This is a genomic window from Leptolyngbya sp. FACHB-1624 (assembly GCF_047649235.1).
GTDB lineage: Bacteria > Cyanobacteriota > Cyanobacteriia > Leptolyngbyales > Leptolyngbyaceae > Leptolyngbya > Leptolyngbya boryana.
Genome location: NZ_CP180258.1, coordinates 2,549,095 through 2,575,566, shown reverse-complemented (window position 1 = coordinate 2,575,566; position 26,472 = coordinate 2,549,095). Strand labels below are relative to the sequence as shown.

Annotated in this window: 31 protein-coding genes; 26 read left to right on the top strand and 5 right to left on the bottom strand. The window is 48.4% G+C overall.

Annotation, left to right across the window (positions count from 1 at the left end; translation table 11 throughout):
- Nucleotides 1–185 precede the first annotated feature (185 nt).
- A complete protein-coding gene (locus ACMUEV_RS11940) occupies nucleotides 186–392 on the top strand; it encodes a ribbon-helix-helix protein, CopG family (protein ID WP_190652049.1) in 207 nt (68 codons plus the stop codon).
- A gap of 96 nt (nucleotides 393–488) precedes the next feature.
- Nucleotides 489–686, top strand: coding sequence for a hypothetical protein (locus tag ACMUEV_RS11935; protein ID WP_190652050.1), 198 nt, complete (start codon nucleotides 489–491; stop codon nucleotides 684–686).
- 424 nt (nucleotides 687–1,110) lie between these two features.
- Here ACMUEV_RS11935 and ACMUEV_RS11930 read toward each other — a convergent pair whose 3' ends face one another.
- Nucleotides 1,111–1,266 carry a hypothetical protein gene (locus ACMUEV_RS11930; RefSeq protein ID WP_190652051.1) on the bottom strand — a complete coding sequence of 52 codons (156 nt, stop codon included), beginning with the start codon at nucleotides 1,264–1,266 and terminating at the stop codon, nucleotides 1,111–1,113.
- 620 nt (nucleotides 1,267–1,886) lie between these two features.
- Complete coding sequence (locus ACMUEV_RS11925) at nucleotides 1,887–2,138, bottom strand: hypothetical protein (RefSeq protein WP_190652052.1); 252 nt, start codon at nucleotides 2,136–2,138, stop codon at nucleotides 1,887–1,889.
- Between the two features lie 501 nt (nucleotides 2,139–2,639).
- Between ACMUEV_RS11925 and ACMUEV_RS11920 the strand changes: the two genes are divergently transcribed.
- The 18 genes from ACMUEV_RS11920 to ACMUEV_RS11835 all read left to right on the top strand — a co-directional run bounded on the left by ACMUEV_RS11920 (nucleotide 2,640) and on the right by ACMUEV_RS11835 (nucleotide 17,005).
- Nucleotides 2,640–2,837: a hypothetical protein gene (locus ACMUEV_RS11920; protein WP_190652053.1), complete on the top strand. Its 198-nt coding sequence runs from the start codon at nucleotides 2,640–2,642 to the stop codon at nucleotides 2,835–2,837.
- Nucleotides 2,830–3,036, top strand: coding sequence for a hypothetical protein (locus ACMUEV_RS11915; protein WP_190652054.1), 207 nt, complete (start codon nucleotides 2,830–2,832; stop codon nucleotides 3,034–3,036). Before ACMUEV_RS11920 ends, ACMUEV_RS11915 begins: the two co-directional genes overlap by 8 nt.
- A 72-nt stretch (nucleotides 3,037–3,108) precedes the next feature.
- On the top strand, nucleotides 3,109–3,441 hold the full coding sequence (locus ACMUEV_RS11910; protein WP_190652055.1) for a hypothetical protein: 333 nt from the start codon (nucleotides 3,109–3,111) through the stop codon (nucleotides 3,439–3,441).
- 10 nt (nucleotides 3,442–3,451) lie between these two features.
- Nucleotides 3,452–3,604: a hypothetical protein gene (locus tag ACMUEV_RS11905; protein WP_190652056.1), complete on the top strand. Its 153-nt coding sequence runs from the start codon at nucleotides 3,452–3,454 to the stop codon at nucleotides 3,602–3,604.
- A complete protein-coding gene (locus tag ACMUEV_RS11900) occupies nucleotides 3,601–4,017 on the top strand; it encodes a hypothetical protein (RefSeq protein WP_190652057.1) in 417 nt (138 codons plus the stop codon). Before ACMUEV_RS11905 ends, ACMUEV_RS11900 begins: the two co-directional genes overlap by 4 nt.
- Before the next feature lie 11 nt (nucleotides 4,018–4,028).
- Entirely contained in the window at nucleotides 4,029–4,880 is an 852-nt protein-coding gene (locus ACMUEV_RS11895; RefSeq protein WP_190652058.1) for a hypothetical protein, read from the top strand.
- 66 nt (nucleotides 4,881–4,946) lie between these two features.
- Entirely contained in the window at nucleotides 4,947–6,776 is a 1,830-nt protein-coding gene (locus ACMUEV_RS11890) for a hypothetical protein (protein WP_190652059.1), read from the top strand.
- 289 nt (nucleotides 6,777–7,065) lie between these two features.
- Nucleotides 7,066–8,112 carry a ParM/StbA family protein gene (locus ACMUEV_RS11885; protein ID WP_190652060.1) on the top strand — a complete coding sequence of 349 codons (1,047 nt, stop codon included), beginning with the start codon at nucleotides 7,066–7,068 and terminating at the stop codon, nucleotides 8,110–8,112.
- The gene (locus tag ACMUEV_RS11880) at nucleotides 8,112–8,387 is read left to right on the top strand and encodes a hypothetical protein (protein WP_190652061.1); all 276 of its coding nucleotides are present in this window, start codon (nucleotides 8,112–8,114) and stop codon (nucleotides 8,385–8,387) included. The genes ACMUEV_RS11885 and ACMUEV_RS11880 overlap by 1 nt, the downstream gene beginning before the upstream one ends.
- A 400-nt stretch (nucleotides 8,388–8,787) precedes the next feature.
- Complete coding sequence (locus ACMUEV_RS11875) at nucleotides 8,788–8,952, top strand: hypothetical protein (protein WP_190652062.1); 165 nt, start codon at nucleotides 8,788–8,790, stop codon at nucleotides 8,950–8,952.
- Between the two features lie 39 nt (nucleotides 8,953–8,991).
- Nucleotides 8,992–9,231: a hypothetical protein gene (locus ACMUEV_RS11870; RefSeq protein WP_190652063.1), complete on the top strand. Its 240-nt coding sequence runs from the start codon at nucleotides 8,992–8,994 to the stop codon at nucleotides 9,229–9,231.
- 122 nt (nucleotides 9,232–9,353) lie between these two features.
- Nucleotides 9,354–12,548 (top strand): DUF3854 domain-containing protein, encoded by a 3,195-nt coding sequence (locus ACMUEV_RS11865; protein WP_190652064.1) that lies wholly within the window; start codon nucleotides 9,354–9,356, stop codon nucleotides 12,546–12,548.
- Nucleotides 12,549–12,619: 71 nt separating this feature from the next.
- Nucleotides 12,620–12,880, top strand: coding sequence for a DNA-binding protein (locus ACMUEV_RS11860; protein WP_190652065.1), 261 nt, complete (start codon nucleotides 12,620–12,622; stop codon nucleotides 12,878–12,880).
- Nucleotides 12,840–13,937, top strand: coding sequence for a site-specific integrase (locus ACMUEV_RS11855; RefSeq protein ID WP_190652066.1), 1,098 nt, complete (start codon nucleotides 12,840–12,842; stop codon nucleotides 13,935–13,937). The genes ACMUEV_RS11860 and ACMUEV_RS11855 overlap by 41 nt, the downstream gene beginning before the upstream one ends.
- A 580-nt stretch (nucleotides 13,938–14,517) precedes the next feature.
- Nucleotides 14,518–15,429, top strand: a complete 912-nt coding sequence (locus tag ACMUEV_RS11850; protein WP_190652067.1) for a hypothetical protein — start codon at nucleotides 14,518–14,520, stop codon at nucleotides 15,427–15,429.
- 157 nt (nucleotides 15,430–15,586) lie between these two features.
- Complete coding sequence (locus ACMUEV_RS11845; protein ID WP_190652068.1) at nucleotides 15,587–16,159, top strand: signal transduction histidine kinase (STHK), LytS; 573 nt, start codon at nucleotides 15,587–15,589, stop codon at nucleotides 16,157–16,159.
- An 88-nt stretch (nucleotides 16,160–16,247) separates the two neighbouring features.
- Nucleotides 16,248–16,712 (top strand): BON domain-containing protein, encoded by a 465-nt coding sequence (locus ACMUEV_RS11840; RefSeq protein WP_190652069.1) that lies wholly within the window; start codon nucleotides 16,248–16,250, stop codon nucleotides 16,710–16,712.
- A gap of 140 nt (nucleotides 16,713–16,852) precedes the next feature.
- On the top strand, nucleotides 16,853–17,005 hold the full coding sequence (locus ACMUEV_RS11835) for a hypothetical protein (protein ID WP_190652070.1): 153 nt from the start codon (nucleotides 16,853–16,855) through the stop codon (nucleotides 17,003–17,005).
- Here the strand turns inward: ACMUEV_RS11835 and chlP are convergent.
- Together chlP and ACMUEV_RS11825 are read right to left on the bottom strand one after the other, a co-directional pair.
- Nucleotides 16,994–18,217, bottom strand: coding sequence for a geranylgeranyl reductase (gene chlP, locus ACMUEV_RS11830; RefSeq protein ID WP_017288889.1), 1,224 nt, complete (start codon nucleotides 18,215–18,217; stop codon nucleotides 16,994–16,996). The two genes, ACMUEV_RS11835 and chlP, sit on opposite strands and share 12 nt — an antisense overlap.
- 154 nt (nucleotides 18,218–18,371) lie before the next feature.
- The gene (locus ACMUEV_RS11825; protein ID WP_017288890.1) at nucleotides 18,372–19,334 is read right to left on the bottom strand and encodes a DNA-methyltransferase; all 963 of its coding nucleotides are present in this window, start codon (nucleotides 19,332–19,334) and stop codon (nucleotides 18,372–18,374) included.
- A gap of 537 nt (nucleotides 19,335–19,871) precedes the next feature.
- Between ACMUEV_RS11825 and ACMUEV_RS11820 the strand changes: the two genes are divergently transcribed.
- From ACMUEV_RS11820 to ACMUEV_RS11795, 6 genes are all read left to right on the top strand, one after another.
- Complete coding sequence (locus ACMUEV_RS11820) at nucleotides 19,872–20,072, top strand: hypothetical protein (protein WP_148664733.1); 201 nt, start codon at nucleotides 19,872–19,874, stop codon at nucleotides 20,070–20,072.
- A 114-nt stretch (nucleotides 20,073–20,186) separates the two neighbouring features.
- Complete coding sequence (deoC, locus tag ACMUEV_RS11815) at nucleotides 20,187–20,870, top strand: deoxyribose-phosphate aldolase (RefSeq protein ID WP_017288892.1); 684 nt, start codon at nucleotides 20,187–20,189, stop codon at nucleotides 20,868–20,870.
- Nucleotides 20,871–20,879: 9 nt separating this feature from the next.
- On the top strand, nucleotides 20,880–21,785 hold the full coding sequence (recO, locus tag ACMUEV_RS11810; protein WP_017288893.1) for a DNA repair protein RecO: 906 nt from the start codon (nucleotides 20,880–20,882) through the stop codon (nucleotides 21,783–21,785).
- Between the two features lie 32 nt (nucleotides 21,786–21,817).
- Complete coding sequence (locus tag ACMUEV_RS11805) at nucleotides 21,818–23,311, top strand: MFS transporter (RefSeq protein WP_415354769.1); 1,494 nt, start codon at nucleotides 21,818–21,820, stop codon at nucleotides 23,309–23,311.
- Between the two features lie 76 nt (nucleotides 23,312–23,387).
- Nucleotides 23,388–24,638: a glycosyltransferase family 4 protein gene (locus ACMUEV_RS11800; RefSeq protein ID WP_190652072.1), complete on the top strand. Its 1,251-nt coding sequence runs from the start codon at nucleotides 23,388–23,390 to the stop codon at nucleotides 24,636–24,638.
- Between the two features lie 136 nt (nucleotides 24,639–24,774).
- Nucleotides 24,775–26,103 carry a tetratricopeptide repeat protein gene (locus ACMUEV_RS11795; RefSeq protein WP_190652073.1) on the top strand — a complete coding sequence of 443 codons (1,329 nt, stop codon included), beginning with the start codon at nucleotides 24,775–24,777 and terminating at the stop codon, nucleotides 26,101–26,103.
- 107 nt (nucleotides 26,104–26,210) lie between these two features.
- On the opposite strand, the gene ACMUEV_RS11790 is transcribed toward ACMUEV_RS11795, so the two are convergent.
- Nucleotides 26,211–26,450 (bottom strand): 2Fe-2S iron-sulfur cluster-binding protein, encoded by a 240-nt coding sequence (locus ACMUEV_RS11790; RefSeq protein ID WP_017288897.1) that lies wholly within the window; start codon nucleotides 26,448–26,450, stop codon nucleotides 26,211–26,213.
- Nucleotides 26,451–26,472 lie beyond the last annotated feature (22 nt).

Genomic DNA, 26,472 nt, shown 5'->3' with positions numbered 1-26,472 from the left:
GCAATCTATGAACCTAAACGCGCGTTGAAGAACTTTCTGCAAAACGCTACAGCCTAACCGACCGCATTTATCCGCATAAATGCGGTAAAGCCCGCCGCGATTGCTTTTCAGCAGATTGTTGAAAACCCTTCTCCCTCGTATTGCACCGCAAAACACCTTAGAGGTGTCACCAAACAGAACACCCAATGGCAACAGTCACATTTGCTTTCAGGCTGTCACCGCAGGAAAAAGAGCGGTTAGACCTCATTGCAGCCAGTGAGGGCACAACTACAAGCGCGTTGATTCGTCGGGGGCTATCCCTGCTCAACACTGAACGGCGCATGATTTCCGCGATCGCTCAAAAGCAGTTAGAGCGCGGCAAAACGTACCCTCTCGACCCTAACGAGCGATAACAACCCTAAACGTACAAACGTAAGCGAAATCTTTTAGACAGGGCTTTAAGGGCATCCTCAAAGGGGCAAACTCAATCATTTACTGGAGAAAAAGCAATGCAACGGAAAATTAACCCAAAACAATACCGACTGCCATACGACACGATCGACCTGAACAAGCAGCGGGTATTCGTCCAAGTTGGTGGGCGGTTCCATGAGATTCCTAACGCGCGGATCAGCTTGATTGAGTCAGAGCCAGAGAAAAAGGTTGAGAGTTCTGTCTCCGATCAGGACATTATCAACGCTCTTGTTTAAGTCTCATCTTGAGATGATTCATAGGTTTAATTAATACGTTTCCAAGATCGGGTAATTGTGTCCGGTCTTTTCCTTTGTTAGCGAGATAATTGGATTTAGTCCAATCTGTGTCCGGTTAGTCCAGGGGCGGACTAATAGAAACCCAGAACTCATATACAGCAATAGTTTTGTGCCTCTATTTTGATCTTGGATAGCTGCTTAGTAGGCAGAAGTTCAAGATATTAGCCTGATCTTTTTGGACTTAACACTGTATTGAAAACTATACGCAGCAATGGTTTCAGCGTTTTAGATACCCTTGCAGAGTTGGACTAATGCAGGCGCGAGATTGTTTTCTTGAGTCCATCGTCTCAACTTATCGATCGTGTCCAAAAAGTTGCATAAGAACAATCCCCCGGCAAGTATAATTACTTGCCGGGGGATTTTGTTAATTTTTCTTGGTGGCTCCGACGGCATAACAGCCGACACCAAATCCAAATGCCGACCCAAGCAATTTATTTCCAATCTGGCGACCGACGAGGCTACCTAACCAGGTCGAGCCAATCAGCACTGCGACAATAAAAAGTATTCGTCCATTGCCCATTTGCGTTTCTCAAATTCTGCTCATTCATGATGCGGTCTGGTTCAAGATTTTCAGGAAGGGAGATTGTCAGCTTCACCGTCCGGACATCAACTCAATCCAAAGCGAATCCCCCAGATCAGTCACGCCGATCTGGGGGATTCGTTGAGGTGTCTACAAAATGCAGACTCTTTAGGCGCTACTTTTTTGCGCGGGCTGATGTTGCGTAATTTCTTAGCTGGTCTTCTGTCAACTCGTCGATCTGGCATCGATATTCTTAAGCGCATTCCTTGAGGAAATGCAGACTTGCGATCGCAAATTCAACGATCAGGTTTTGGGCAGGGGTTAGCGGTTTCACTCTTGGGACTCATCCTCTGGTCTTTTTGGTTTGGAAGTAATGCATCATTCTCGCTGATACCGAGAGATCTGGCTTCAGATTCGGCAGTTATCCGATCAGCATTATTCATCGCCTCCTCAAGGATCTGCCCTGCGGTAAGGCGACGATATTCCCCAAAGTCTTTACGATCTCTTGCCTCTAGTAGTTCTCTCAATCTCTGACTCATTAAACCATCCCCCGTAGTTCAATCAATTCTGACAGCTTGCATTCACCAAACTCGGTACTGCTCAGACTGTTCTTAACGGTTTCATTCTGCGGTTCCCTCTTGAGCCTGAGTAGATTTCCGATCTCCGCCGTGCTGGATTGTCGCTTCAATCTCCAATCCTTGCTGGTCTTCCAGGTATTTAGACGCTAGGAAGTTAAGCAGAGATCCAATGGATCTCCGTTCTTTCTTAGCCTGCATCCGTAACGGCTCGTATAAATCAGGCTCGATCGTAAACGTGAATCTCTGTCCTTTTGGCATTTCTAGCAGTACCAAGCCATCTCTACAGGCAGTCATTATCTAATCCTCATCAATTATCGATCATCTTCTCTACTTTACTCCGTATAGTCATCAATAAGTATATATGTGACATCACTTGATTTTATGGCTCCCGTCTATATTCATAGAATCAAATGATGTCAAAGTGATGTGCAAGTGACATCACTTGATGTATCATATAAATGTGCGAGGGGAGAGACAGCCCTGAGCGGGGGTGAAAGTCCCTGACGGAGGGTTCGCTCAGTGGATGCCCCTCGTAGACAGAAAGACTTAAATAATCGTCCGGGGTGACTGGTAAAGGACGTTAAAGCGGGATTGCAACCGCCTTGAACACAACCAAGATTCAAAATTACAGCCCTTAAGTGGGTGTTCCTCTTAGGAGAAAGACCTAAGCGTATTGAGTTGTGAGTGACCTTGTTTAACGTGATCAAGCGAAACTCTCAAGCGCTTTTGCCTCTGTGGCAATCCCAAGATACTCAGGCGATGACTCGGCTAATCAATCACCCAAGGAAAACCAAAATGCCTAATTATTCTGCGATCGCTCTCAACTGCGCTAAACGTGCCCTCAATGGCGATTATCCAGCGGTTCAGACGGTTCAATCGATTGATCCAGATTTCACTCCTGGCGCTGGTCAGGACGTGTATGCGCTGGCGTTTAAGCTACTCGCTGCATTTCTCAATTGCAAAAACTTTCCCGGAGGCGCGGCGGATGTTTAGAGTTGGCGATTTTGTCCGATGGCGAGAGTGCCCATCGCATCTATCAGCCTTTGCCCGTAATCAGATTGTGGCGGTCCAGGGTGATCGCGCACAGTTGCGTATGTTTGCGACTTTCCACCCAATGAGCCAAATGGAGCGCGTCAAGCCCACAGATATCGAGCGGTTGAAGTGTGAAAGCTACCACTTGCCGATCAACTAATCAAAATGCCGTCCCCAGACTCGCAATCATCGGACGGCATTATCCCACAAATCACTTGAGGATTTTTTCATTATGGCTGACTCTATTGGCTATTTCGGCGGAAATTACGACCTGCCCGAAATCAAGGAATTTGCAGAAAGATTTGAGGATGCAGCAGGAAATTGCAGCTTATCTGAGAACGATCAATCGGCATTGGTCGCAGTGTTGGCGGTTCATGCTTGGGGATTGAAATCTGGGCTACAAGATGATTTCTGGACGAGCGTTTCGGACGCGATCGGTGATGGCGTTGAAACTTCAATGGAAAACGAGACGGAAAGCGACCCAATGCTGTTTGCGTTGGAAAGCTTATCGACTCTGACAGACCCGATTCAGTGTTGGTCATTAATCGCTTGGCTAATCCAGTAGGGAGAAAATCATGAGCTATCACAAAGACGATGGATCGATGATGAGCGGGATTTTCGTATTTGGTTGCGTCCTGCTTGCTTTCGTCGCTGGCTACTGGGTGCGTGATCAGGGCGTTCTATTTCGCGTTGATATTCCCCAAGTCGAGCAACGGAGGACGAAGTGAGCTTATACAAACAGCTTTACAAAGGTTCTCGAAATCTTGGATTAGGTCTGTTAATCTTCTCCGCTGCAATCGGTGGCAGTCAGTTATTTCTCAGAGCGGGTAAGCAGCATCAAACCGACCTACGGACCGCAGAGATTGAGCAGCGCGCCCAAATTGCAGAGAAGCAGGCAGACGCGCAAGACCGAGAGGCTACCGCATTTCAGAAAGCAGATCAGTTGAACATTCATCGGCTGATTATCAACGATGTCGGACGAGAGCAAATCAAGCCAGGGCTTCCATTTTGGAAGACGCAACCAACGCAGACCCGATTGATTTTCGACAAATTCGAGCGTTGTGCAGGAATTTGGCGCGATCGCAAATTTACCCCAGATACAACCGTCTGCAATAACCCCGATCACCCACTACTCAAATAGGAGCAATTCCAATGGCACTGCGTAACTCTCAACCTCAATCGACTCAATCAAATTCGACTCAGCCCAAATCGAATCACAACACTGAACCGACTGCCGATGAAATCTTCGGTTCGCTTGCTGACTCGATCGCGTGGTTCTTCTCCCGTCCAGCCGCACTTTACAAATGGTGTACGGCTCCAAAAGGAGGGCAGCGAATCTTTCTCGGTTCCATCGCCATTTACTTCTGGCTATGTAGTGCCGAATCTTATTGGCAGGCGTTAGCGATCGGCAATCACTTCTCTAAGACGGGCAACTTTGATGGCTCATATATTGCTGAAACTCACCCGTCATTCATGCCGAAACCATTCTCGCCCAACAATGGCAACATCCAGAACATCGGCGTTGCATTTGCTGATCCTAACTTCTACGTGACGGGCATTATCTCGATCGTCATTCTAGGCGTTCAAGCTAACTTACAACGTGGTAAGAAGTCAGTTGCCAAGGCTAAGCAGGACTATGAATCGGTGAAGAATTTCCGAGTGGGTGATGTCCCAAAAGAAGCGATCGACGTGGTGAAGATTGAAGCAAAAGCCTACAAGCAAGCGGGTACAGCGAATCACAAGCAGATTTCGGGTGTGGTTCGAGCTTCCTATGTTGTGGACATTGCATCAGCCGTCGCACCGCTTTATCGGTTCATGTTGCTTAGTCCTAGCGCTTTCGTCACTTCTGCTATCTGGACTTACATCAATGTCTTTGCCGCAGAGAAGTTTGTGGCACTCTGGCAAGCCAATGAGGACATTATCAAAGCCGAGGGAGACTCGAAGCGCTTCCCCAAAATCCTGAACTTTAGAAAATCTTCTGCCAACAAATCCGAATCTGCATAGATACGACAAAGGGGAGCCATCACACTCCCCTCTTTTCCATTCAAGTTTCCCGGTGAGGCAAATCAAATGGCTCTAAGCAAGTTTAATCCGCAACTGATGCACGATGATCAGCTTCTCCCTGCAACCTTACTGGAGATGGGCGACACACTGAATTTCATCGAAACCCGCAAACATACCCTACGCAATGAGATCAAGACATCCAAGATTGATGCAGGCGTTGGCAAAGTTTCAGGGCTTGCAGGTATTGCAGGGGGAGGAGCGTTACTCATTCTCAGTAACCCGTTAGGTTCTCTTGTTGTCGCAGGTGGAGCCGTTGCCTATTCGATGGCAGTCTTTGCCCAATGGTTGCAAACTGGCAAGGTTCAAATCATGCCGCTATCCAGCAAGACCCAAGCCGAGCGTGATGTTGAGTTGTCCAGTTCAACCGAAACCGGAAACGCTTACGATGTCACTGCAATACAGGGGCAACGCGATTCAATTCGAGAAGATGCAGCCTACTTGAGCGATCGCGAAAAGGTTGAGTATGAATTACTCCACTTTTCACCGGAAGGATTGCTGAGTGCAATGAACCACGTCCACCCAACACAGCGATGGGCTTGCTATCAGTTCCTCATTGATGCGTTTCTCGCGGGTACAATTCAGAGCTATTTTGCAAATCCCCAAGCATTGCGAGATGTTTTGGGCAATCCCGCGATTTATACAAGCCATCTGCCAGAAGCATCGAAGCGATTCCCTCAGTACGGATTACAGAGCGCAGGCGCAATCAAAGCCGAAGATGCGATCTCATCATTTCAACCTGCGGCAGTGCCCACAATTGGGACGAATACCCGATTGAATGCGGTAGAGGTGAAATCCTCACCAATGATTCAAACCGTCGCTTCTACGGCTCAAAATCAAGCCTCTGAGGACATTGCTAAATCACTCGCTGAACATCTGCAATCGACTTTGATCGTCGGGCAACCAGGAGCAGGTAAAGGACTGACGATCGCGTATGCCACTCGCTGGATCAAACAGCTTCACCCTGACTGCCAGATTTGGGCGATTGATCCGAAGTCGGACCCGACAGAGGCGGACTACTGGAAAAGGTGCGATCGCTTGCTGAAATGTCCCATTCGTCCGTTCACGCCTACTGAAGACATGGAGGGGATTCAAGACGCGATCGATAACTTCATCGCAGAATTCCAAAACTCACGCGCACCCATGAAGCTTCTGATTTTTGATGAAGCCCTCGCGGTGAAAGAAAAGACCGGGAAGTGGTTCAAAGGACTGATGGCAGGTTTTAACGCGCTTTGCTCAATGGGACGGAGTTCTAAACAGTACGGCTGGCTAGTCAGTCAATCGCCCAATACTGATGATTTTGGTATCAGTGGCGGTACTCGAAACGTTTATCGTCGGGTGCTGTTACTGGCAAAGTCGAATCAAGGTTTGATTGCCAATCGATCGACCTTCTTTAGCGGTGAACCAACGCAATCGCAACTGAACGAAACCGGGCGCGTATTCTTCGACTCGATTACAAATTCGTGGGGAATCACCCCGGTCTATCCCGACCTGGTTCGAGATGTTCCTGCAAGTTCAGAAACAAAATCGCGTAGACAGTCTCTTGAGTCAGTTCTGAGTGCAAACGAGGCGGAACACCCGGTCGAAGACTTCTACCACACCGATCAGGTCGTCCCAGACGGGGGTGAAATTGACTCGTCAGAACTCGCAATCAGGGCAGAGATTAAACGCTTTCTCTCGGAAAATCCGCAAGGGATGAAGGTAAAAGATTTCGTCAACCGCTGCCGTAAGCCAGTGCGAGGAATGCCATCAGATGACGTGCGCTTTGTCCTAGAGCTAATGACACTCGAAGGAGAAATTTTAGAGAATGACGGAAGCTTTTTTCCTAGCAGTAACTAAGGGGCGGTAGCAGAGTAGCACGGTAGCAGTAGCACTCAAAAAAGCGCGGTAGCACGGTAGCACTCGGTAGCATCGATGCTACCGCTACCGAGTGCTACCGTGCTACCGCTACCGAAATGCTACCACGCTACCAAAATTAGACCGCTCTACAAATCACCTATATAGCATCAAATCGCTGCACTTTACAGTTAATCGATGCTATGCTAAAAGCATCAAAAGACATCAAATCGCTGCGTTACGATGCGAATAGATGCTCTAAGTCAATCATCAGAAAAATGGAGATTTTCAAATGCACCTGACCACTGTTCAAGACCCAACGCGAGTAGATGCGACGGCATCGGATTCTTTGCTAATGGCGATCGACCGGGGCAACTCTGGAACAAAGATCGCTGTGAGTGTGAACGGCATTCCGCTAAGCCCGTTCAAGATTCCGAGTGTGATCCGTTCTGTCGATACTGACGGAGTGATTGAAGTTAGCGGCAAGCATTACGTTTGTGGTGACGCTGCGATCGGGATGACTCAAGGAACTGTCAGCACTCCACTACGAACGGGCGATAAGGTTGCTGGATTGTCGATCGTGATCGCACAAGCTATTCAGAAAATCTCAGAAACTCGCCCATTGTCCAGTGATATTGAGATGAGATTAACTGTTAGCTCCCCGTTTTCAAGCGATGCTCTAGTGACTCAGATTAAGAGCGAGATAATGACTCTTTGTACTGGGTTTACTGTCAACGGAAAGACCTATAGAGCAACCGTCTCTAGTGTTTCTACGGCATTTGAGGGTGCGGTATTGCTGGAGTCTGAGCGCAAATTCAACGGATTGATCGATATCGGATTTGGGACAATCCTTGCGGCTTATCGCGGTGCATCTAGCAAGGTTGCGATCGCTCCTGTGATGGGTGGCGACCTGGGCGGATGCAATCTTGTACTGAACGGTTTGCTTAATGACCCATCGTTCCTTGCGGCGGTGAAGAAATCAGGTGCATCGGCTCCCCCAAGCGCAGAGCGGTTGAGTTCAAGGCTAAGCGAGGGTGTGACCACGCTGCGGGGGATTGACCTTAAACCATTGCTCAAGACTCACTTGAAAGTGTTGAAGACTCGTATCGAAGACGCTGCGGTGAGCGTCAAGACTGAGTTGCGGCTATCCACTGAGGATTACGATCTTATTCCCAAGATTGCTCTGGTCGGTGGTGGAGCGGCATTAATGCGTATGCTGTTGAGTCAGGATCAGATTGACTCTTGGAGCAAAAAGAATTCAATCGAACTGATCGATCAGCCTGACTTTCAAACAGCAATGGCAATGCACCAAATCGCGCACATGGGAGGATCGCTCTAATGCCGTCAGCTAAGCGAATCAGCGTCACAATCACCAATCAGCTACAAGCGACTCTCAATTCTTTATGGCGGCACTATCCCGATCTGGAGGGGCATCTATTGGAGTCGATCCAATTCCTGATGATTTATGGCAGCGAGGCAATATCCCGCGATCGTAAATTCAAGCAAGCCCAACCAGACGAAGAGATCACAACGCAACCGACAGGCGAAATCAATCCACTACCAAGCAGACCGGAACCAGAACAGAAAATGGTTAACCCAGACAACGATTGGTAGCCAAAGCAAGTCCCTAGATCGCCTGCGTCGGGTGTCTAGGGCTTTATTTTGAACGTTTCACATATACAGCAGGAAGCTCTAATGAAACTATCCCCGGAATCCTCGGCAATCATTATGAGAATGGTTGCTAGAAGACGAGAGAAACTAAAACAGAGTCAGCAGGACTCACAACAATCTGACAAACCGTTACCCGAGATTCAGGCTCCCACCGAGAGCAACGATCAAGGCGACCATTCCTCATCGCCTTGATCGTTGCTCTCACCCTAGTCATTCCTAGGGAACCCATGAAGCCCCTAAAACTCAGGAAAGGGGCTTGTTTTTGGAAAATTCCAGAAAATCCATACACTTTTACCGAATCGATGCTTAACTAAGCTCGGTAATACCTAAGAGGCTTTTTGCCATGCAAGCACAAGTGAGAGAAGCACCGACATCAATCCGATTTGAGCAGTCCTTACTCGCTCAGCTGAACGAGACTAGAGACAACCTCGGCATGAGTCGCAATGCGATCGTCAATCAAGCGGTTGAGATTTATCTGTCGCAACTAAAAACCCCAAGCCCTAACTAGGGTACTTGGGGCGAATTCACATTATTTGAGGATTTTAACATGTCAGCTCGATCGAGAAAATTAACGGCTGCCCGTAGATTTCAAGCAACCGGACGCAAGCCCAGAACGCCAGACGAAAAACTTATCGCTGAAAAACGGCGGTGGGAGATGTCCGATACTGCTCGCGTGTGGGGAAACGAGCCGGATACCGTTCTCTACTGGCATTGCAGCACTCAAGATAAGCGCGAAAAGCTAGACAACTGGGCGCGTCTCGCTGAGTCTCGTCGCAGAAAACCCTAGGCAAAGCAAAAAACCGCGTAGAAGGGTGACACCTTCACGCGGTTCTCAAAAACTTTAAGTCGGATTCAGCCTGCAAGCGACCGACTTATCAAACCAAATCACCCATAGCGGGTATACGACACATGGTAGACTTTTTTGCTCAATCGGTCAATAGTTTAGACTCAAACAATTCTAATTCTACTGCGTTTCGGGGGTTCGGGCGTAACTCCTCTCGATATGCTCAAACTGACATCGGCGGCAAGACTCAAACGCTGCAAGACTGGGCGACTTCCGATATCAAGTCCTCCGGTATTTCTGATGAGATGCTCTCCCTCAACTTCCAGATTATTGAAGGAGACGCGGCGATCGAACCGATAATCGAGTTTGCCCAAACGAAGCGGCACAATGCCGTCCGTTACGTTGACTCCAACGCACGCTATCTACTCAGGACTTACGAATTTGCTAGACGAGGCGGCTGGCTGACTTTCGGCTGCACTCTCAACGGCGGGACGGGCGATATTGCATATTTCAAGCCAAGATTCCCCCGGCTTGACTTTGAGCAAAGAAAGCCAGTCAAATACGAAACACCCAAGGGAGCCGAAGGACATCCGATCCTCCCTTTCGTGACCGATGAAGTTGCGGAGAAGACCTACGAGAAATACAGTTCACGTCCCTTGGAAGGTGAAACGTATTGGTTTTGGGTGAGACGTTGCAACATTCCCGTTGTGATCACCGAGGGCTGGAAAAAAGCGGTCAAACTCACCCAGGAAGGCTACCCTGCGATCTCGCTTCGTGGCGTGTCCATGTGGCATTACAAAGGAACTACTGAGCTTTTCCCGTTGATCCGTGAGTTTGCAGCAGAGGGACGGAAGATCACGATCGTCTTTGACCAAGACAGCAAGACTAAGACAGTACGAAATGTTTCACGCGAGATTCGTAAGTTCTCCGCAGCGCTAGAGAGACTTGGCTGCAAAGTCCGTATTGCTGTATGGCATGAGTCGTGCGGCAAGGGCATTGACGATGCGACGGTGAAAATGGGAACTGATTGGCTCCATCAGACTATGAAGATCTCCCTGACACCTACCGAATGGAAAGTAACGGGAATCTCTCAGCAGTACCGAAACATCATCCAACGGCTGAAAACACTCTCAATTGAGCCAGATCGTGATACTCAAGGCGATTACTTGCCTGAGTTGCCGTCTGATATCCCAGTCGGCTCGATCACGTTGATCGAAGCAAACATGGGCGCTGGTAAGTCCTACACGGGCATCAATAAGCTGGTACGGCAATGGATTGAGAGCGGCGGAAACGTCCTACGGCTAGACCCGTTGCTTAGTCTTGGAGCGCAAGGCGCGAAACTCTCGGATATCCCCCACAGTTCCGACTACGACCTAACGACTGCCGAGGGCTACGCCATGTTCTGTCGAGATATTTCAGCCCGTCATGGCGCGGCTGTGTGTTTTAACTCGCTACTAAAAATCCCCCAAGGGTTCCTTACAGATCGACCCCTCCTGATCGTCCTAGATGAGGTTAATCAAGGTCTTGATTACCTGATTCAAGGTGGAACGCTTGGAAGCAAGCAGCCGGAAATCCTTGATCGGTTCTCGGAGATTTGCTTTACTGCTGGCTTCAATGGCGCGATCGTTGCGGCTGAAGCTGAAATCCATCCTCGATCTGTAGAACTGCTCAAAAAGTACTCTGGATCAGACGATATCCGATATTTCAAGCATCATCGCCACAATGCAGTATGGAATGTTGATCTTGGGAACGGTCGCCTAGACGGTTTCATGCTCAAACTTCTGTACGATGCAGAATCCAAGAAACAGCTAATCCTCACTGACTCGCAAACTGTTAGTAAGAAGATCGCCCGTAGGATTGCGCTTCAGTTCCCAGAAAAAAGAATTATCAGAATCGATTCTGAAACCAACAGAGAAGGACGCTTTATCAAGTTTTTCGATGATCCTGACGAGTTTCTTCGGACGGTTCAACCGGATGTCCTGATCTGTTCTCCGAGTGTGAAAACTGGCGTGTCGATCACCCAGGAAGGTGCTTTTGATGGGGTTTACGGCTTCTTTGTGGGAGCCATTGACCCTGACGGTTGGATGCAGATGTTAGGTCGCTACCGTCCTTCAGTAGATCGATTCGTTTGTGTTCCCAAGTTTGTGTTGACATCAGGCGATGAATCCTTAATGAGACCCGCAAACGTTAAGGAACGACTTGAACGGGAACGGGCGGCATTCTCTAACCACTACGCAATCGAGGCACTAGAGGAAACCGACGATCGCAAAATGGCGGTGCGGTTAGCGGCTCAAGACTATTACTCCGAGATGGTCTCGCTACGAGGGGCACAAAAGGCGGTTTCTCAAGAGTACTTAACCTCTGTACTGCGCGAAGTTGGTCATACGGTACTGTCCGTTGAATGGGGAACCGATAAAACCGAAGCGTCTAACCTCTCTCAAATTCAAGAGGATATTGATCTTGAGGATGCCCGAAGGATTGCTAGATCTGAAGCTTGCGAGTCGATCGAGGATGCCCAAAAGATTATCGCTTCAGAATGCAGCCTAGATGATGAGTTTCGAGCGCGTAAGACAATTTACCGGGAAGCTTACCCCGGTATTGCCTTCGACGATGATCAAGACTGTTTCTGGCTTCTAACGAAATCCAAAGGCAATCTAGGACAGGGCGCGGAAATGCAAGCCGCGATCGAGAATTTAGAGGCATCCAAGGAACTCGATTTAGACTTGGTTTCTCAGGTTTGCGGCAATGAATTGGGACTCACCCACAGGCTACCCAAGCGACACATGAAAGCTTTTCTTCTGAAGCAGAGCGGGATTCTCGCTCTGTCTGTTCGTGGGAGCCAGTTTCAAAACTCTGATGAGTTTTGCTTAAACATTCAACAATGGGCGCTAAGTTTTGCGAAAGAACTTCGGTATTACTTTGGCTTCAACATTGCCAAGGAATACCAGGATTCTAAGGGACGCAAGCGACACACCCCGATCGAAATCGTTGGAAAGCTACTTAAGAAAATTGGCTTATCGATGTTTGTCGCTCGAAAGGTCGGAACACGCGGGAATCAAGCTCGCATCTACGAAACTTGCCTAGACCGCATCAAGCAAGAAGACCAAGCCGTTGCTTGGATGTACCGAGAAAAGGCAATCGAGGCGGCTAGGGCACGGCTTCAAGAGAAGGTACTTTGTGAGATTCCGGTAATTGAGCGTCGGGCAGTGGTTCAACCAGCAAGCCCATCAGCTTCTGAAAGCGCCCCAGTAATTATTGATGTCGTCGCGATCTCAATTGCAGATGATAGCGACACGAAGAATCAGCCGCACCTCGATTAAGTTCTTCTCCACTGAGAGCGGTAGGTTATTACCTCCGCTCTCCCCAAACTCCTATATAAGAATTTCCACAAATGAAGACCTGGATGTTTACTGGCGAAGCTGCGATCGCTCTTGATTTGCCTGCCGAAAAATTGAGAGACTTGTATAGGGCGGGTATGTTCAAAATGGGCTTCCACGTTCGCGATGTGTCGCCCAATGGCTCAAGACGACCTACGCTGCAATTCCACGTCAATCGCTGCCAAGAACAGCTTTGTATGCCTCCTGAGAAGCGCAAAACTTACCCATTGAAAAATGACGATAGAACAGGTCAACGCCCGTCTAAAAGCGGCTAACCTTGGCGTGACGATCGAGGCGCGGGGCAAAGGTTCTGTGCTGTCATTGCGAGCAAAAGTCCCAACTAAAACGGGCGACGGCTCCCCTAAATGGCAGTACATCTCGTTGGGGCTGCAAAACAATCCGGCAGGGCTAAAACGCGCAGAAGCAGAAGCGCGCAAACTATCGGGACAAATCGCCTGTCGTGAGTTCCAATGGTCTGATTGGGTAGAAACCAAGAAGCCTGAATCTGATACAGTTTCAGCATGGATTGAGCGCTACGAAATCGAATATTTCAACCGTCGATCGCGCACCCCAAAATCTGAAACCACATGGAAAACCGACTACAAACAACCCTTTGGGCAACTGCCTCCGGATATCCCGCTCACTGCTGAAATCTTGCGTCAATCAATCCTTGAGACGGCTCCAGACACGCGCAATCGGCAACGGCGGTGCATGGCACTAGGGCAGTTGGCTAAATTTGCAGGCATTGAATTTAATGCGGCTGATTTACGTGGGGACTATTCGCCTAAACGGGTGAACCCGAGAGACTTGCCATCTGATAAGGAGATCAGCGAATGGCGCGATCGTATAGACCATGAGCGATGGCAATGGGCTTTTGGGGTCATGGCTTGTTATGGATTACGAAATCATGAGCTTTTCCATATCGACCTAGAACGGTTGCGCGATAGTCCCGTCCTCACATTGACTGACGACCTTCACGGAGGCGGCAAGACGGGCGCTAGAAGGGTTTGGGCACTCTACCCCGAATGGTGGGATAAATGGCACTTGTGGGACGTTTCCCTATTGCCACAGGTCACGGGGAAAACAAATTCAGCTTTGGGAAATCGAGTGACGAATGCGTTTAAGCGGTACGGAATCTCGCAACCGTACAATCTGCGGCATTGCTGGGCAGTACGCTCGATCGACTTCTTGCCCGTAGAACTCGCAGCAATTCAAATGGGGCATTCCCTGGCTGTCCACTCGGAACAGTATCACCATTGGATTTCTGATGAAGTGCATCAACGCGCATACGATCGCGCAATGCTCAACCCTGACCGACCATCACCCCCATGAGCAAGATGTGAGCAAAAATCAGTAGATATTGCTGCATAATTTGGCACAGTTAAGGATATTTAAGCCGCCCTTAAAGTCAGTCTAGGGGTGGCTTTTCAGCGTTTTAACCACTAGAGCCATATGTATCAATTTTGGATTGTGGTTCCTCCACTCGGGGGTTCGAGTCCCCTCGTTCGCCCTTCCTGGTTCTAGTAAATCCAAATGGAGACTTTTCTGAAGTCTCCCTAGAGCCGAAAATTAAATCTTTCAAAGGTGGGCAAAGCCAATCTCTTGGCCCTTTGCTCTGTTCGACAAAGGGTCGAATTTTTTATGGAAATCTGTAAGCGATTCACGCTTTTAGGTCTGAAAGCTTCTTGATTGAGTAGACGTTACGATCGCCGCTTGCTATGACTTTTTCCTGGCGAGCCGCGTGTCCCTTTAACTTCTACAACAATTGACCTTAACTGAGATTCCTGAGATCCCTAACTTTCCTTAATTTACCCTTATCGACTCGCGGAAGCAAACCGAATAACTTAGACACATCAACTACGAAAGCCCCTCTAACTCAGGCTTTCAAGACTCTAAGAAAGGAGCTTCCCACATGAGCGTCACTCTAACATCTCAATTTCGTCATGCTGTACTCAAAGCCACAGCCCTCTTGAGCATCAGTGTGCCAGTCCTGACACTCTCAGCACCTCAAGCTGCACAAGCAGATGCACCTCAAGCTCAATGTACTCAAGCGCTCGGCATTAATATCTGCGCCGATATACAAGAACCCCCCGTTGCTTATGGACTCTACGCCCAATCCAATAACATCACGAGTGAAAGAACGCTGTTGCCGCCTGAAGGCGGGTGTCCGGTTTTCACAATCAACGCTCCGAGTGGTCGTTTTCGGGTAGAAGGCTGTTTTAGACCTGGCTCACCTGCCACACTGGAAGGTGCAGTGAAACGCATCGGCACGACTCAACAACAAGCGTTTAGCTTGAACTTACCCGACGGCCACTTCTTAGGAGACGACCGCCATTTGGGAGAAAAAGGATATGCGTATTATTTAGATGGTGTACAAGTGGCAACGGAACCGAAATGGTCACGTCAAGATGCAATCACTCACCTGGAATTGGCGAAAAAGACTTATCCCAACCGAAAGGTCGAAGGCTATTTCGACGGGAGGAAGCTGGGGTATGAATTATTTTGGGATGGGGTGCGAGTCGGTTTTGAACCAAGTTGGAGCATTGCACAGGCAATCAATAACCTGCAATACAACAAGAAAGCTTATCCTGAGAAGCGAGTTGAAGGAATGCTCAACGGACAAAAGCTGGGGTATGAATTGTTTTGGAATGGGGTGCGAGTGGGGTTTGAACCGGACTGGACGAAGCAGCAAGCGATCGACAACCTCCGTTGGAATAAGCAGACCTACCCAAATAAAAACGTAACAGGCTTGTTCAACGGTGAACCGATCGTTTTCCAGCGACCCGCTACCCGTCCTCCAGTTGTGAGACCTTCATCAGTCTAAGCACAGTTCCTCCCGTTCACTGTGTAGAGTGCGGGGAGAAGATGCAACGTTCCTCCTTCTGAAGCGGAAGCATATCCCTTGCGAGTGACGACTCAATGCTTTTGAAACAAGAAGATGGTATCACAAACTACAAAATGTGATTAAGCAGGAGGAAAACATGGCTGTAATGAACCATAGACGAGCCGTTGGTGTCTTTTCCACTTCTCAAGCAGCAGAACAGGCTTTAACTGAATTGCGGGATGCTAGATTTCCGATGGATCGCGTCTCGGTGATTGGGCGAAACACCGATCGATTGGAAGACAGTCGTCATATCGGGGAAACACATGTTCAGGATCTTTCTGAAACCACTCATGTTGATGAAGGATTGAAGACAGGCGCAGCAGCAGGCGGCGCAGTTGGGGGTCTAACAGGCTTACTTGTTGGACTGGGTACACTTGCAATTCCTGGTGTAGGACCAATTCTGTTAGCAGGCGCGACAGCAACAACACTCGCAACGACCTTGGCAGGTGGAGCGATCGGAGCTGCGGCAGGCGGGCTGCTTGGTGGACTCATCGGGTTGGGAATTCCAGAAGATCGAGCACGGGTTTACCACGATTACGTTACTCGTGGAGAATATCTTGTGATTGTCGATGGAACAGACGCAGAAATTCACCAGGCTGAATCTATTCTCAAGCATCGAGGCATTCACGATTGGGAAATTTACTCTTCTCCGACTTCTGCGGTTCGATAAAACAGACGGTGAGATAGCTACGGTCTAGTGCGGCTTTGACGATGCTTTCTCACTTGTGTTGAGACTGTAATTCTAGAGAAATAAACCTATGAAAAAGATAATGACGCTAGCGCTGAGCAGCATTCTCCTACTTGGAGTCGCTGCTTGTGAAAGCAATTCATCAAAAACGAGTGAAAGCGCTCCCAATTCGACTGAGAAGACTGGGGAAGTTCCGACGAATCAAACTGCCCAAAATAATCAGAACGATGCCGCAAGCAAAGTGCGAAGAGATCAATTGAACTCTGATATTCGCGCTCGCGAACAACGGAGTAATGCAACGGGCGGAGATACTGATCGCGCTGATAGTGATCTAGCAAGAGAAGTCGGCAGCAAGCTGGAAGCGAATATTCCCAATGGTCAGTTAGCGATTAAAGCGAAAGATGGTGCAGTCGTTGTTTCTGGGACCGTACAAACTCAAGATCAGCTCAATAAGATTGAGCCTTTATCCAAGGAGATCAAAGGCGTTAAGACAGTCAACGTTGCGGCAAAGGTTGCTCCTGCTCAAAAGCAGTAGTGTGTGCAATTTTCAAATCGCAAGTAAACAGGATTTGAAAATTACATAAGCCTCAATCATGGATGTCCTGATTCGCTGAGAATCGTACAATCAGGACATCCACTGATTTATAAGCAAAAGTTACTAGCTCTCAAGAGCAAATGGCACTCAGTAAAGTTGAGTTAGAGTTAGAGAAGATGCGATCGCGTATCGTCTTCTTCTCAAAGATTCAAGTTGAAGTCGTTAAAAAAGAGCGATCGTACAGCACTGTACGATCGCTCTTTACAATTTATTTGCTCAACTTAAGGCGCTAACGCATTGCCGCGAATCAAGCTGCCGATTGTTTTCGCCGTAATCTTTAATTGCACCAGCGGATTTGCCGGGACAACCGTTTTGTAGAGATAGCTATCGAAGGTCAATTTCTGAACATCGATATCCGAGCACATTTCGACGAATGCTTCGCGAGTTGCATCAGTCCGATAGAACACGGTTTGCAGAATATCCAACACCTTGTAGGTCAGACCATACTGCTTATCCCACCGCTTGAGATAAACTTTCAAATCTGCCTCAGTGGGAATCCGACGACCGTTTTCGGAAAATTCAACGATCGTTTCTGCACACATCCGCGCTGACTTCGCAGCGAAGTAAATTCCTTCACCAGAAGACTTCGTTACGGTTCCTGCTGCATCGCCAACAAGGGCAACGCGACCGACAACGCGCCGAGGTCTGGGATGTTCTGGAATTGGATGCGCTTCGACGCGAATGATCTTACCGCCTCTCAGCTTTGCCGCCGCACGGGCACGAATTCCAGCTTGTAGCTTTTTGATGTCTGCTTTGTTGGGCGACATCGTTCCGGTTCCGACCGCAACGTGGTTGTATTTCGGAAACACCCAAGCGTAGAAATCTGTAGAGACATCATCACCCACATACATTTCTGCCAGGTCTTCGTAATACGCCATCTTGTCGTCTGGCAAACTGATTCGCTCTTGGAACGCGATCGCATAGTTATAATCACCCGCATCGATCGCTTTTGCGACGCGTGAGTTTGCCCCATCCGCGCCGATCACCAGATCGACTTCTAGGGTTGCCGCTTTTCCTTCTAAGTTGCCATCGGAATGATCCGCATAGTGTAAGGTATAAACCCCGTTTGCACTCGTTGGCAATTCCAGCTTGTGCATCGTGCCGTTAATCAGCTTCGTGCCACAAGCCACTGCGCGATCGCGTAAAAAGCCATCTAAGACTTCGCGACGGCACATGCCAATATATTCATCGTCTTTTAAAGTGCTGCCGATGCTGACTTCCACGTTAGACGGGGAAATCATTTTCATCTTGCGAACTTTACGATCGATAATTTCTTCTGGCAAGTCAAACTCAGCCACCATACAGAGGGGAATAGCCCCGCCACAGGGTTTTACGTTGTCTAACTTGCGTTCGATCAAATAGGTTTCAATACCTGCTTTTGCTAACGTTTCTGCTGCGGATGATCCAGCAGGTCCGCCGCCTACAACTGCAACCCGGAGTGTCAAAGGTTTTCTCCCAATTTCTTAAAAGCTACGATAGCAATGGTATCACGCCTGTTTTGCTCATCTGTTACGGAGTGCCGCAAGTTGAAACACAGCTTAACAATTCCTCTCGCAAGGTTTCGAGTGCATCAATGTACTTATGCTGAACACTTTGCAATTACTCTATAGAACTGATGCGAATCTCTTGCTCTCTTAACGTATTGCGCTCCCAAAATACACCGTCTGCCAATCCTTGAATTTTCGGATCAATCTCTGCTAATTCCAAACGGCGCTCTGTGAATAAACAATATTCTTCATTCTGCTCAATTCCTAAGTAGTGCCGTCCTAATTTCTTTGCGACGACTGAAGTTGTGCCACTGCCAAGAAACGGATCAAAGACAAAATCTCCGGGATTGGAGCTGGCGAGAATTAATTTTGCAATCAATTTTTCACTTTTTTGAGTGGGATGGTCGGTATTCTCCGGCATTGACCAAAACGGAATCGTAATATCTGTCCAAAAATTCGAGGGATGAGTATCGCGAAAATTTCCCTGTGCGGTCACTTGCCAATCCTTCGGCGTTCCGTCCTGAGTCCGATAAGGCGCAATCACCCGTCGGCGCTGCTTCACTGCCTCGACATTAAAGGTGTACTCGTGAGACATCGTACAAAACCAAATATCTTCGCTGGAATTTTTCCAATTGGTTTTGGCTCCTCGCCCCTTCTCACGTTCCCAAGTAATGCGATTTCGCACAATAAAATGAGTCGCAGCAACCGTGAAAATCGAAGCAGAAGACAGCCAATCGCCACAAATGTAGATCGAAGCAGTCGGTTTCAGCAAAGGCTTGAACTGAACGATCGCAGCATCGAGCCACTCGGTATATGCCTCGACGGTACGACGCTCAAACTTGAAGCCATTGAAATTCTTCGTCAAATTGTAGGGCGGATCGAGAATTAACAGATCTACAAATCCAGTCGGCAGCAGAGTAGCGATCTCTAAGCTATCCGCTTGAATCGTTCCGGTTCTCAAGTCTGAACTCAGCCTTTCGATAGAAATCAATCGCGGTCGGAGTCGATCGCGATCTAAATCTGTGAGTTCTAGGCTACGATTTCGATTCGCTTTCAGCTTTTTAGCGATTGACATAAGAGAATCCTAACGTTTCCTTTAAAAACCATCGTTTTTGCGGTTGTCATTTAGCACATTCTGCTCTGTTAGTTGAACTTTTGTAGAAATACTCTAACCAAAGTAATAGTTTTTAGCGAATTCCCCGGACACGGTTTAAAAAATTAATGGGTAAGGTATTACAGTATTCAGATTTTTTCGACAATTGGGCATTCTAACGATTGCACAATTTCAGTTCGACAACTTCTGTCACTCAGATTGGGTAAGAAACCACTTCCATTTATCTTCAGGGTTGACTTGTCATGATGTTCAAAATCGATAATTTTATCTGCGTACAATCACTTAGGTATCGACTTTTTTCTCAGCTCAACCTATGTAAGAAGCAATAACTCCACCGTGTAAACACTGGATTCGTTTACTTTGATCACGTAGAATAGTGGTCAAGATGATGAAGCGAGTCCACCACCGTAGATACTCTATCTTCATAGGTTGCTGCCCATGAGTACTTTTCTAAAGGCTACACTGACGGCAACTTTGGCTGCGAGTGTATTACTGATAATGGATGATTCGAAGCTGGTTCGAGCAGAAAGCAGTCCATCTACCAATGGTTCAAAATCCGCACAAGTTCAAGATGCAAGTCCGGTTGCATCCATCTCGATTCACTCCACTGTCCGTCATTTGGCTGAACCATTACAGAACAGCTTCGATCCAGAACCCAACGATCCTCCTAAAGGAACAGGCGGGTCAGGAACCCGTTAGCCAAAGAGTTTCGATGTTTCAATGTTTTGCTTTCAGTTCCGCAGTTCAGTTCGCTGAGCTGCGGATTGTTTTATGCGATCCTGAAACAGGTGTGCTTTCTGAAAACAGTGCGTTATGACTCAACCTTATTCCGATATTGACCTTGCGCCCTTTATCGATCATTCGCTGCTTGCCCCGATCGCGACGCCTGTGCAGGTCGAGCAGTGGTGTGAAGAAGCCGATCGCTATCGGTTCGCCTCGGTTTGTGTCCTGCCTGTGCATGTTAAGCAAGCCGCCAATCTGTTACACACGAAACAACCGCGCGTCGCAACGGTGATCGGATTTCCGATCGGTGCAAACACCTCAAACGTCAAACTTTATGAGGCACAAGATGCGGTCGAAAATGGAGCGAGCGAATTAGATGTCGTGATTAATATCGGCTGGCTTAAATCTGGGAACCTCGACGCTGTGCATCGAGAAATCGCTGAAATCCGAGAAGCGACCGGATGTCCGATCAAAACGATTTTAGAAATGTCGCTTTTAACAGAACAGGAAAAACGCACAGCCGCAGAAATTTGTTTAGATGCAGGTGCGGCTTTCCTGAAAACAAGTACAGGTTGGACAGGGGGGGCAACGGTCGCAGATGTGCGCCTTCTCAAAGAAATTGCACAAGACCGAGTCGGAATTAAGGCTTCTGGTGGAATCCGTACCGCAGAGCAGGCTTTGGAGTTAATCGTGGCGGGAGCAACTCGACTTGGAACCTCACGAGGTGTTGAGTTACTGCGCCAGCGCGATACCCTGGATAAGAACCCGTCTTAATCCGTCTACATGAGTCGAACTTACAAAGCGATCGGGATCAATCTCAAAGCGATGCCTCTCGGTGAATCAGATCGGATTGTCACGATTCTGACGAAAGAGTTTGGGCTACTGCGTGCGGTGGCAATGGGAGCACGTAAGCAGAATTCTAAATTGGGCGGACGGAGTGGATTGTTCGTTGTCAATCAACTCCTGTTTGCGAAAGGTCGATCGCTCGACAAGATTACGCAAGCCGAAACGCTCGAATCTTATCCGGGATTGGCGCGGAACTTGAAGAAATTAACTTCAGGACAATATTTAGCAGAACTGGTGCTGCAGCAAGCTTTAAGTGAACAGCCTCAGGAAGACTTGTTTTATCTCTTCAATGAACATCTCGGGAGAATTGAGCAAGCCACGGATTCTGAGGTTCTCCCCCGCTTGATTCACGCGATTTATCAACTTCTCGCGATCGCGGGAATTGCTCCCCAAGTGTATCAGTGCTCAGTGACGGGAGCCACAATCGAGGCCTTCGACCAACTTGATCCAGTCTGTGGATTTAGTGGAGCCGCTGGCGGTGTGGTCAAACTTGATGAACTCGATCGCATTATTGAAGAACAAGCTCCACGTCACCGAGTCCAGTCACCTGTGGGAGAATATCGAGTAGAATCCTCAACTTCGTCGCAGACGACAGTCACCGATTTCCCCCGTAAATTCTTCTCGTCGCGTTCCCTCAATGTGCCGCTTCACGCCCCTGAACTGGCCGCCCTTCAACAGCTTCCCCAAGCTGACTCTCCTGAACCTGACCAGTTTCCGACGACGACCTGGTTGATCCTAGAAAAGTTGCTCCGTCAGTATGCTCAGTATCATTTCGATCAACCGATTCGATCTGCTGCGCTGATTGAGAGTTGTTTTGCACCCGATTCGATGCCGAAACCATGATGCGACCCTCCCCTTCTGATGATTACGTTCTCATGTCCTCTCCGTTAGATAAAGATGCGATCGGCTTGAATTCCCGTCCAAGTTCGGAACCGTTTCGCTCTCAGCCACCGACTGGGAATGGGCGATCGCCGATGCCCAAGGAAAATTTTTCTCCAGAATCAAATGGCAATGGTTCTAAGAAATACATATCAGAAGATAAGCCTGTCGAGCCGAAACCTCCAGAAGAAGTAGAACAAGGATTTGCTCCTGTTCTAAAAAATCGCGCGTTTCTCACGCTCTGGTCAGGACAAGTCTTTTCTCAACTTTCCGATAAAGTTTATCTGGTGTTGATGATTGCGCTGATTGCGAGTCGATTTCAATCAGAAGGGCAGACGATTAGTGGCTGGGTGTCGTCGATCATGATTGCCTTTACGATTCCAGCAATCCTCTTTGGTTCGATCGCCGGAGTTTATGTCGATCGCTGGTCAAAAAAAGGAGTCCTCGTCGCGACTAATCTTCTCAGGGGCGCACTGGTTTTCATCTTGCCGATCGCGCTTTGGCTGACCAAGGGTTGGACAACCTTTCAAGGGTTACCCGTTGGATTCTGCTTGCTGCTCGGCATTACATTCTTAGTGTCAACGCTGACCCAGTTCTTTGCACCAGCCGAGCAGTCGATCATGCCGCTTGTGGTAGAAAAGCGGCATCTGCTCTCTGCAAATTCGCTTTACACCACGACTGCAATGGCATCTGTGATTGTCGGCTTTGCTGTCGGAGAACCCCTATTAGCCTTAGCGGATACGGTCGCGAGTTGGTTTGGGGGAGGCACGGATTTTGGCAAAGAATTGTTGGTGGGAGGAGGATATGCGATCGCGGGTGTTCTGCTTTTACTCATGCACACAAACGAGAAAACCCAAGACATTTCCTCTCAAGAACAACCTCATGTTTGGGAAGATATCAAAGACGGGCTGCGATTCCTCAAAAATCATGCCCATGTTCGAGGTGCATTAATCCAGTTGGTCATTTTGTTCTCGATTTTTGCGGCTTTAGCCGTCTTAGCCGTCCGCTTAGCGGAAGTCATGCCTGAAATTAAATCCTCGCAATTTGGATTTTTGCTTGCGGCAGGCGGAGTAGGGATGGCAGCAGGAGCCGCGTTACTGGGGAGCTTCGGACAGCGATTTGCTCATGCGAGACTCGGCACAATTGGGTCAATTGGAATTGCAGGTTCCCTTGTTGGGATTGCATTTTTCTATTCTCATCTCTGGATTACCTTGGGACTTTTAGCGGCGTTGGGTGCCTTTGCCGCATTCGTTGGCATTCCCATGCAAACAACGATTCAGCAAGAAACGCCAGAAGACATGCGCGGGAAAGTGTTCGGATTGCAGAACAATGCCGTGAATATTGCATTATCTCTACCGTTGGTCTTAGCGGGAGTTTCTGAGACTCTATTTGGATTACGGGCTGTGTTTTTAGCCCTTGCCGCGTTGACGATCGCAGGAGGATCTTTAACCTGGTATATTGCTCATACCACCGATGGGACTGAAGAATAAGCCTTAATACCTAGAGACGAGTTGTTTCTAATACTCTTCGCCCTCGCTGATTCCCTAGCCTCTATTACAAACTACAATGCACATCGCTTGGCTTGGCAAGAAAACGCCATTTTGCGGCAATGTTACCTACAGTCGAGAAGTTACGAATGCTTTGCTAGACCGGGAACATCAGGTCAGTTTTTTCCACTTTGCCCAGGAGGAAGCCAGTCCTGATAATTTTCCGGATTTAAGAGAAATTCAAATTCCATTTTTATATAAATCCCAGATCTATACAATTCCGACTCTAAAATCTGCCAAAGTTCTAGAAAAAGCTCTGCGGGATCTCTCTCCTAAACCGGATATCGTACATGCATCGCTGACGCTTTCTCCGCTAGATTTCATGCTGCCGGAAATTTGCCAGGAGTTGAATCTGCCGCTTGTTGCAACCTTTCATCCGGCATTCGATCGCAAACTTCGCAATTTCACATCAGGCACGCAACATCTGATGTATCAGCTGTATGCGCCGTCGCTTGCCAAGTACGATCGCGTCATTATCTTCTCGCGAATTCAAAGGGATTTATTAATTAAACTGGGCGTTCCGCAGGAACGAATTGCCGTGATTCCCAATGGAGTTGATATTGAAAGATATTCTCCAGGTGCGTCTTCTTTCAAAGCTCAACTTGGCGCGAAACGGCTCTTTCTCTATCAAGGTCGGATTGCACCGGAGAAGAATGTAGAATCGCTGCTCAAAGCTTGGAAACAGGCAAATATGGGCGAGGATAGCCAGCTCGTGATTGTGGGCAATCATGGAACCTTAGCGGCTTCGCTGATTCCGTTTTATGGCGAAGAACAGGGAATTAAATGGCTCGGCTTTTTAGCAGATGAGCGCGATCGCATTAATATTCTGCGCAGCACAGATGTGTTTATCCTGCCGTCGCTAGTTGAGGGCTTATCGCTGTCTTTACTGGAAGCGATGGCTTGCGGAGTTGCATGTGTGGCAACGGATGCAGGAGCCGATGGTGAAGTGTTAGAAGACGAAGCGGGAATTGTGCTAGAGACGCAGCGAGTGACTTCTCAGTTGCGAGCCTTACTGCCTCAGTTGAGAGATCATTCAAGCTGGACAAGAATGTTGGGGCAAAAAGCGCGGCAACGAGTTGAAGAACGTTACACCCTGAGCCGCAATATTGCCCAGGTCGAAGCGCTGTATGAAGATCTGCTGGATGAACATCGTCGAAAACGTCGAGTGAGCGTTCTGAACAAAATTCCATCGCCTTGGCGACCGACTGCGTTTGACATTCCCAGAGGTCGGTATCCGATGGATTCGATCGTGCCTGAACCTGAGAGTTAAGATTTGAGCCTGTGGGCAAGCAGAATCAACGGCAAGCATTGAGGGGACATGGCATTCAGCAAACCTTGCAGACGCTGTGTTTCTCTGCTGGAAATGTCAATACTGAGTAGAGCACTCCAATTCTCTACTCGGAATCATGCCTGATCCTGTTGATCCTCAAGTCGAATTCTATCTGCGGCAAGCACGTCGGTTGAGTAAAGCCGGGCTTTACGACGATGCGATCGCTCAATTCGATAAGGTTTTACAGCGTCAGCCGAGCCTGTCCGAAGTTTGGTTTGAGCGAGGTAAAGCGCTCTATGGGCTGCAACGCTACGACAAAGCGATCGAGAGCTTGAAAGAATCCATCTTACTCAAATCGGATTTTGAACCGGCTTGGAATATGCAAGGCATGGCGCTTTCCCAACTCGATCGCCATGCTGAAGCCATCTCCAGTTATGACCAAGCCATTAGGCTTCTTCCAACGAACTTTAAGGCATGGTATAACCGCGCCAATGCGCTCTTGAAACTAGGCTCAACGTATGAAGCGCTTCACAGCTACGAGGAAACCTTAAAACGGCGACCCAACTATACAAAGGCTTGGTACAACCGGGGCATTGTTCTCACCCAACTGAACCGATTTGAAGACGCGATCGACAGCTATCGCCAAGCCCTGCTCAATCGTCCTCATTTTTCTTCGGCTCATTATAATTTAGGGAATCTGTACTATCGGCTAGGACGATATGAAGAAGCGCTCTCTAGCTATGCACAAGTGCTGGAAATTCGTCCTGACCTTTATGAGGTTTGGTACAACCAGGCAAATGCGTTCCATCGTGCCGGCCGACATGAACGTGCGATCGAGAGCTATACTCAAACCCTAGCGCTGAAGCCGAATTCAATCGAGGCTTGGTACAACCGAGGCAATACCTTCGATGCACTCTGCCAGTATGAGCGAGCCATCGAAGATTATCAGCAAGCATTAAAACTCAAGCCTGAGTTTTACGAGGCTTGGTACAACTTGGGCGGAGCTTGCCAGAAATTGGGGCGATATGAGGAGGCGATCGCGCATTACGACCAAGCGATTCGATATAAACCACGGTTTTACGAGGCATGGAGTAGCCGAGGATTCGCCTTGGGAAAAGCTAACCGCTATGAAGCAGCGATCGAGAGTTTTGATCAAGCGATCGCGCTGAATCCCGATGTCGATGAGGTTTGGTATCGACGTGGAAAAGCGCTAGAGCATTTAGGCAAGAGTGAGATGGCAATTGCAAGCTACAACACAGCCCTAAGCCTCAATCCGAAGAACGACAAGATTTGGTACAGTCGCGGGATTTCGTTGAGCCGAGCAGGACGAGATGCAGAAGCAGTTGAGAGTTTCGAAAAAGCGATCGCATTGAATTCGGCTCTCTCAGATGCCAAGCATCGTATTGAAAAGGCGATCGCCTCGAATTTAGATCTTTTAGCCGCGAAGCCTCATCTTGACCACTGAAGAAAATCCGAAGTCACAGAGTTCTTGCCAGCAGGGTATCCGCACAAATTGGTCACGCAACTTGCAGAGATTCGGGGACTAAGCCGCATCTTGATTTCAAACTTGCGTCACCAAGTCGGATCGAAAAAGAGATTGACCGTGATGCAGTCTTGTCCGGGTGGAATCGAAGAGATACAACTCCGCACGGTTTCGCCGTTATCGAGTTCGACTTCGCAGGCATGGCATGAACCCATCAGGCAACCTGTCGGGATTGAAACCCCTGCACGATCGGCAACTTGCAAAAGCGGTTCACCAACTTCTGCATCAACAGTGACATCATCAGGAAGGAATCGGATGCTAACACTCATCACAAAATTCTAAAGAATATCT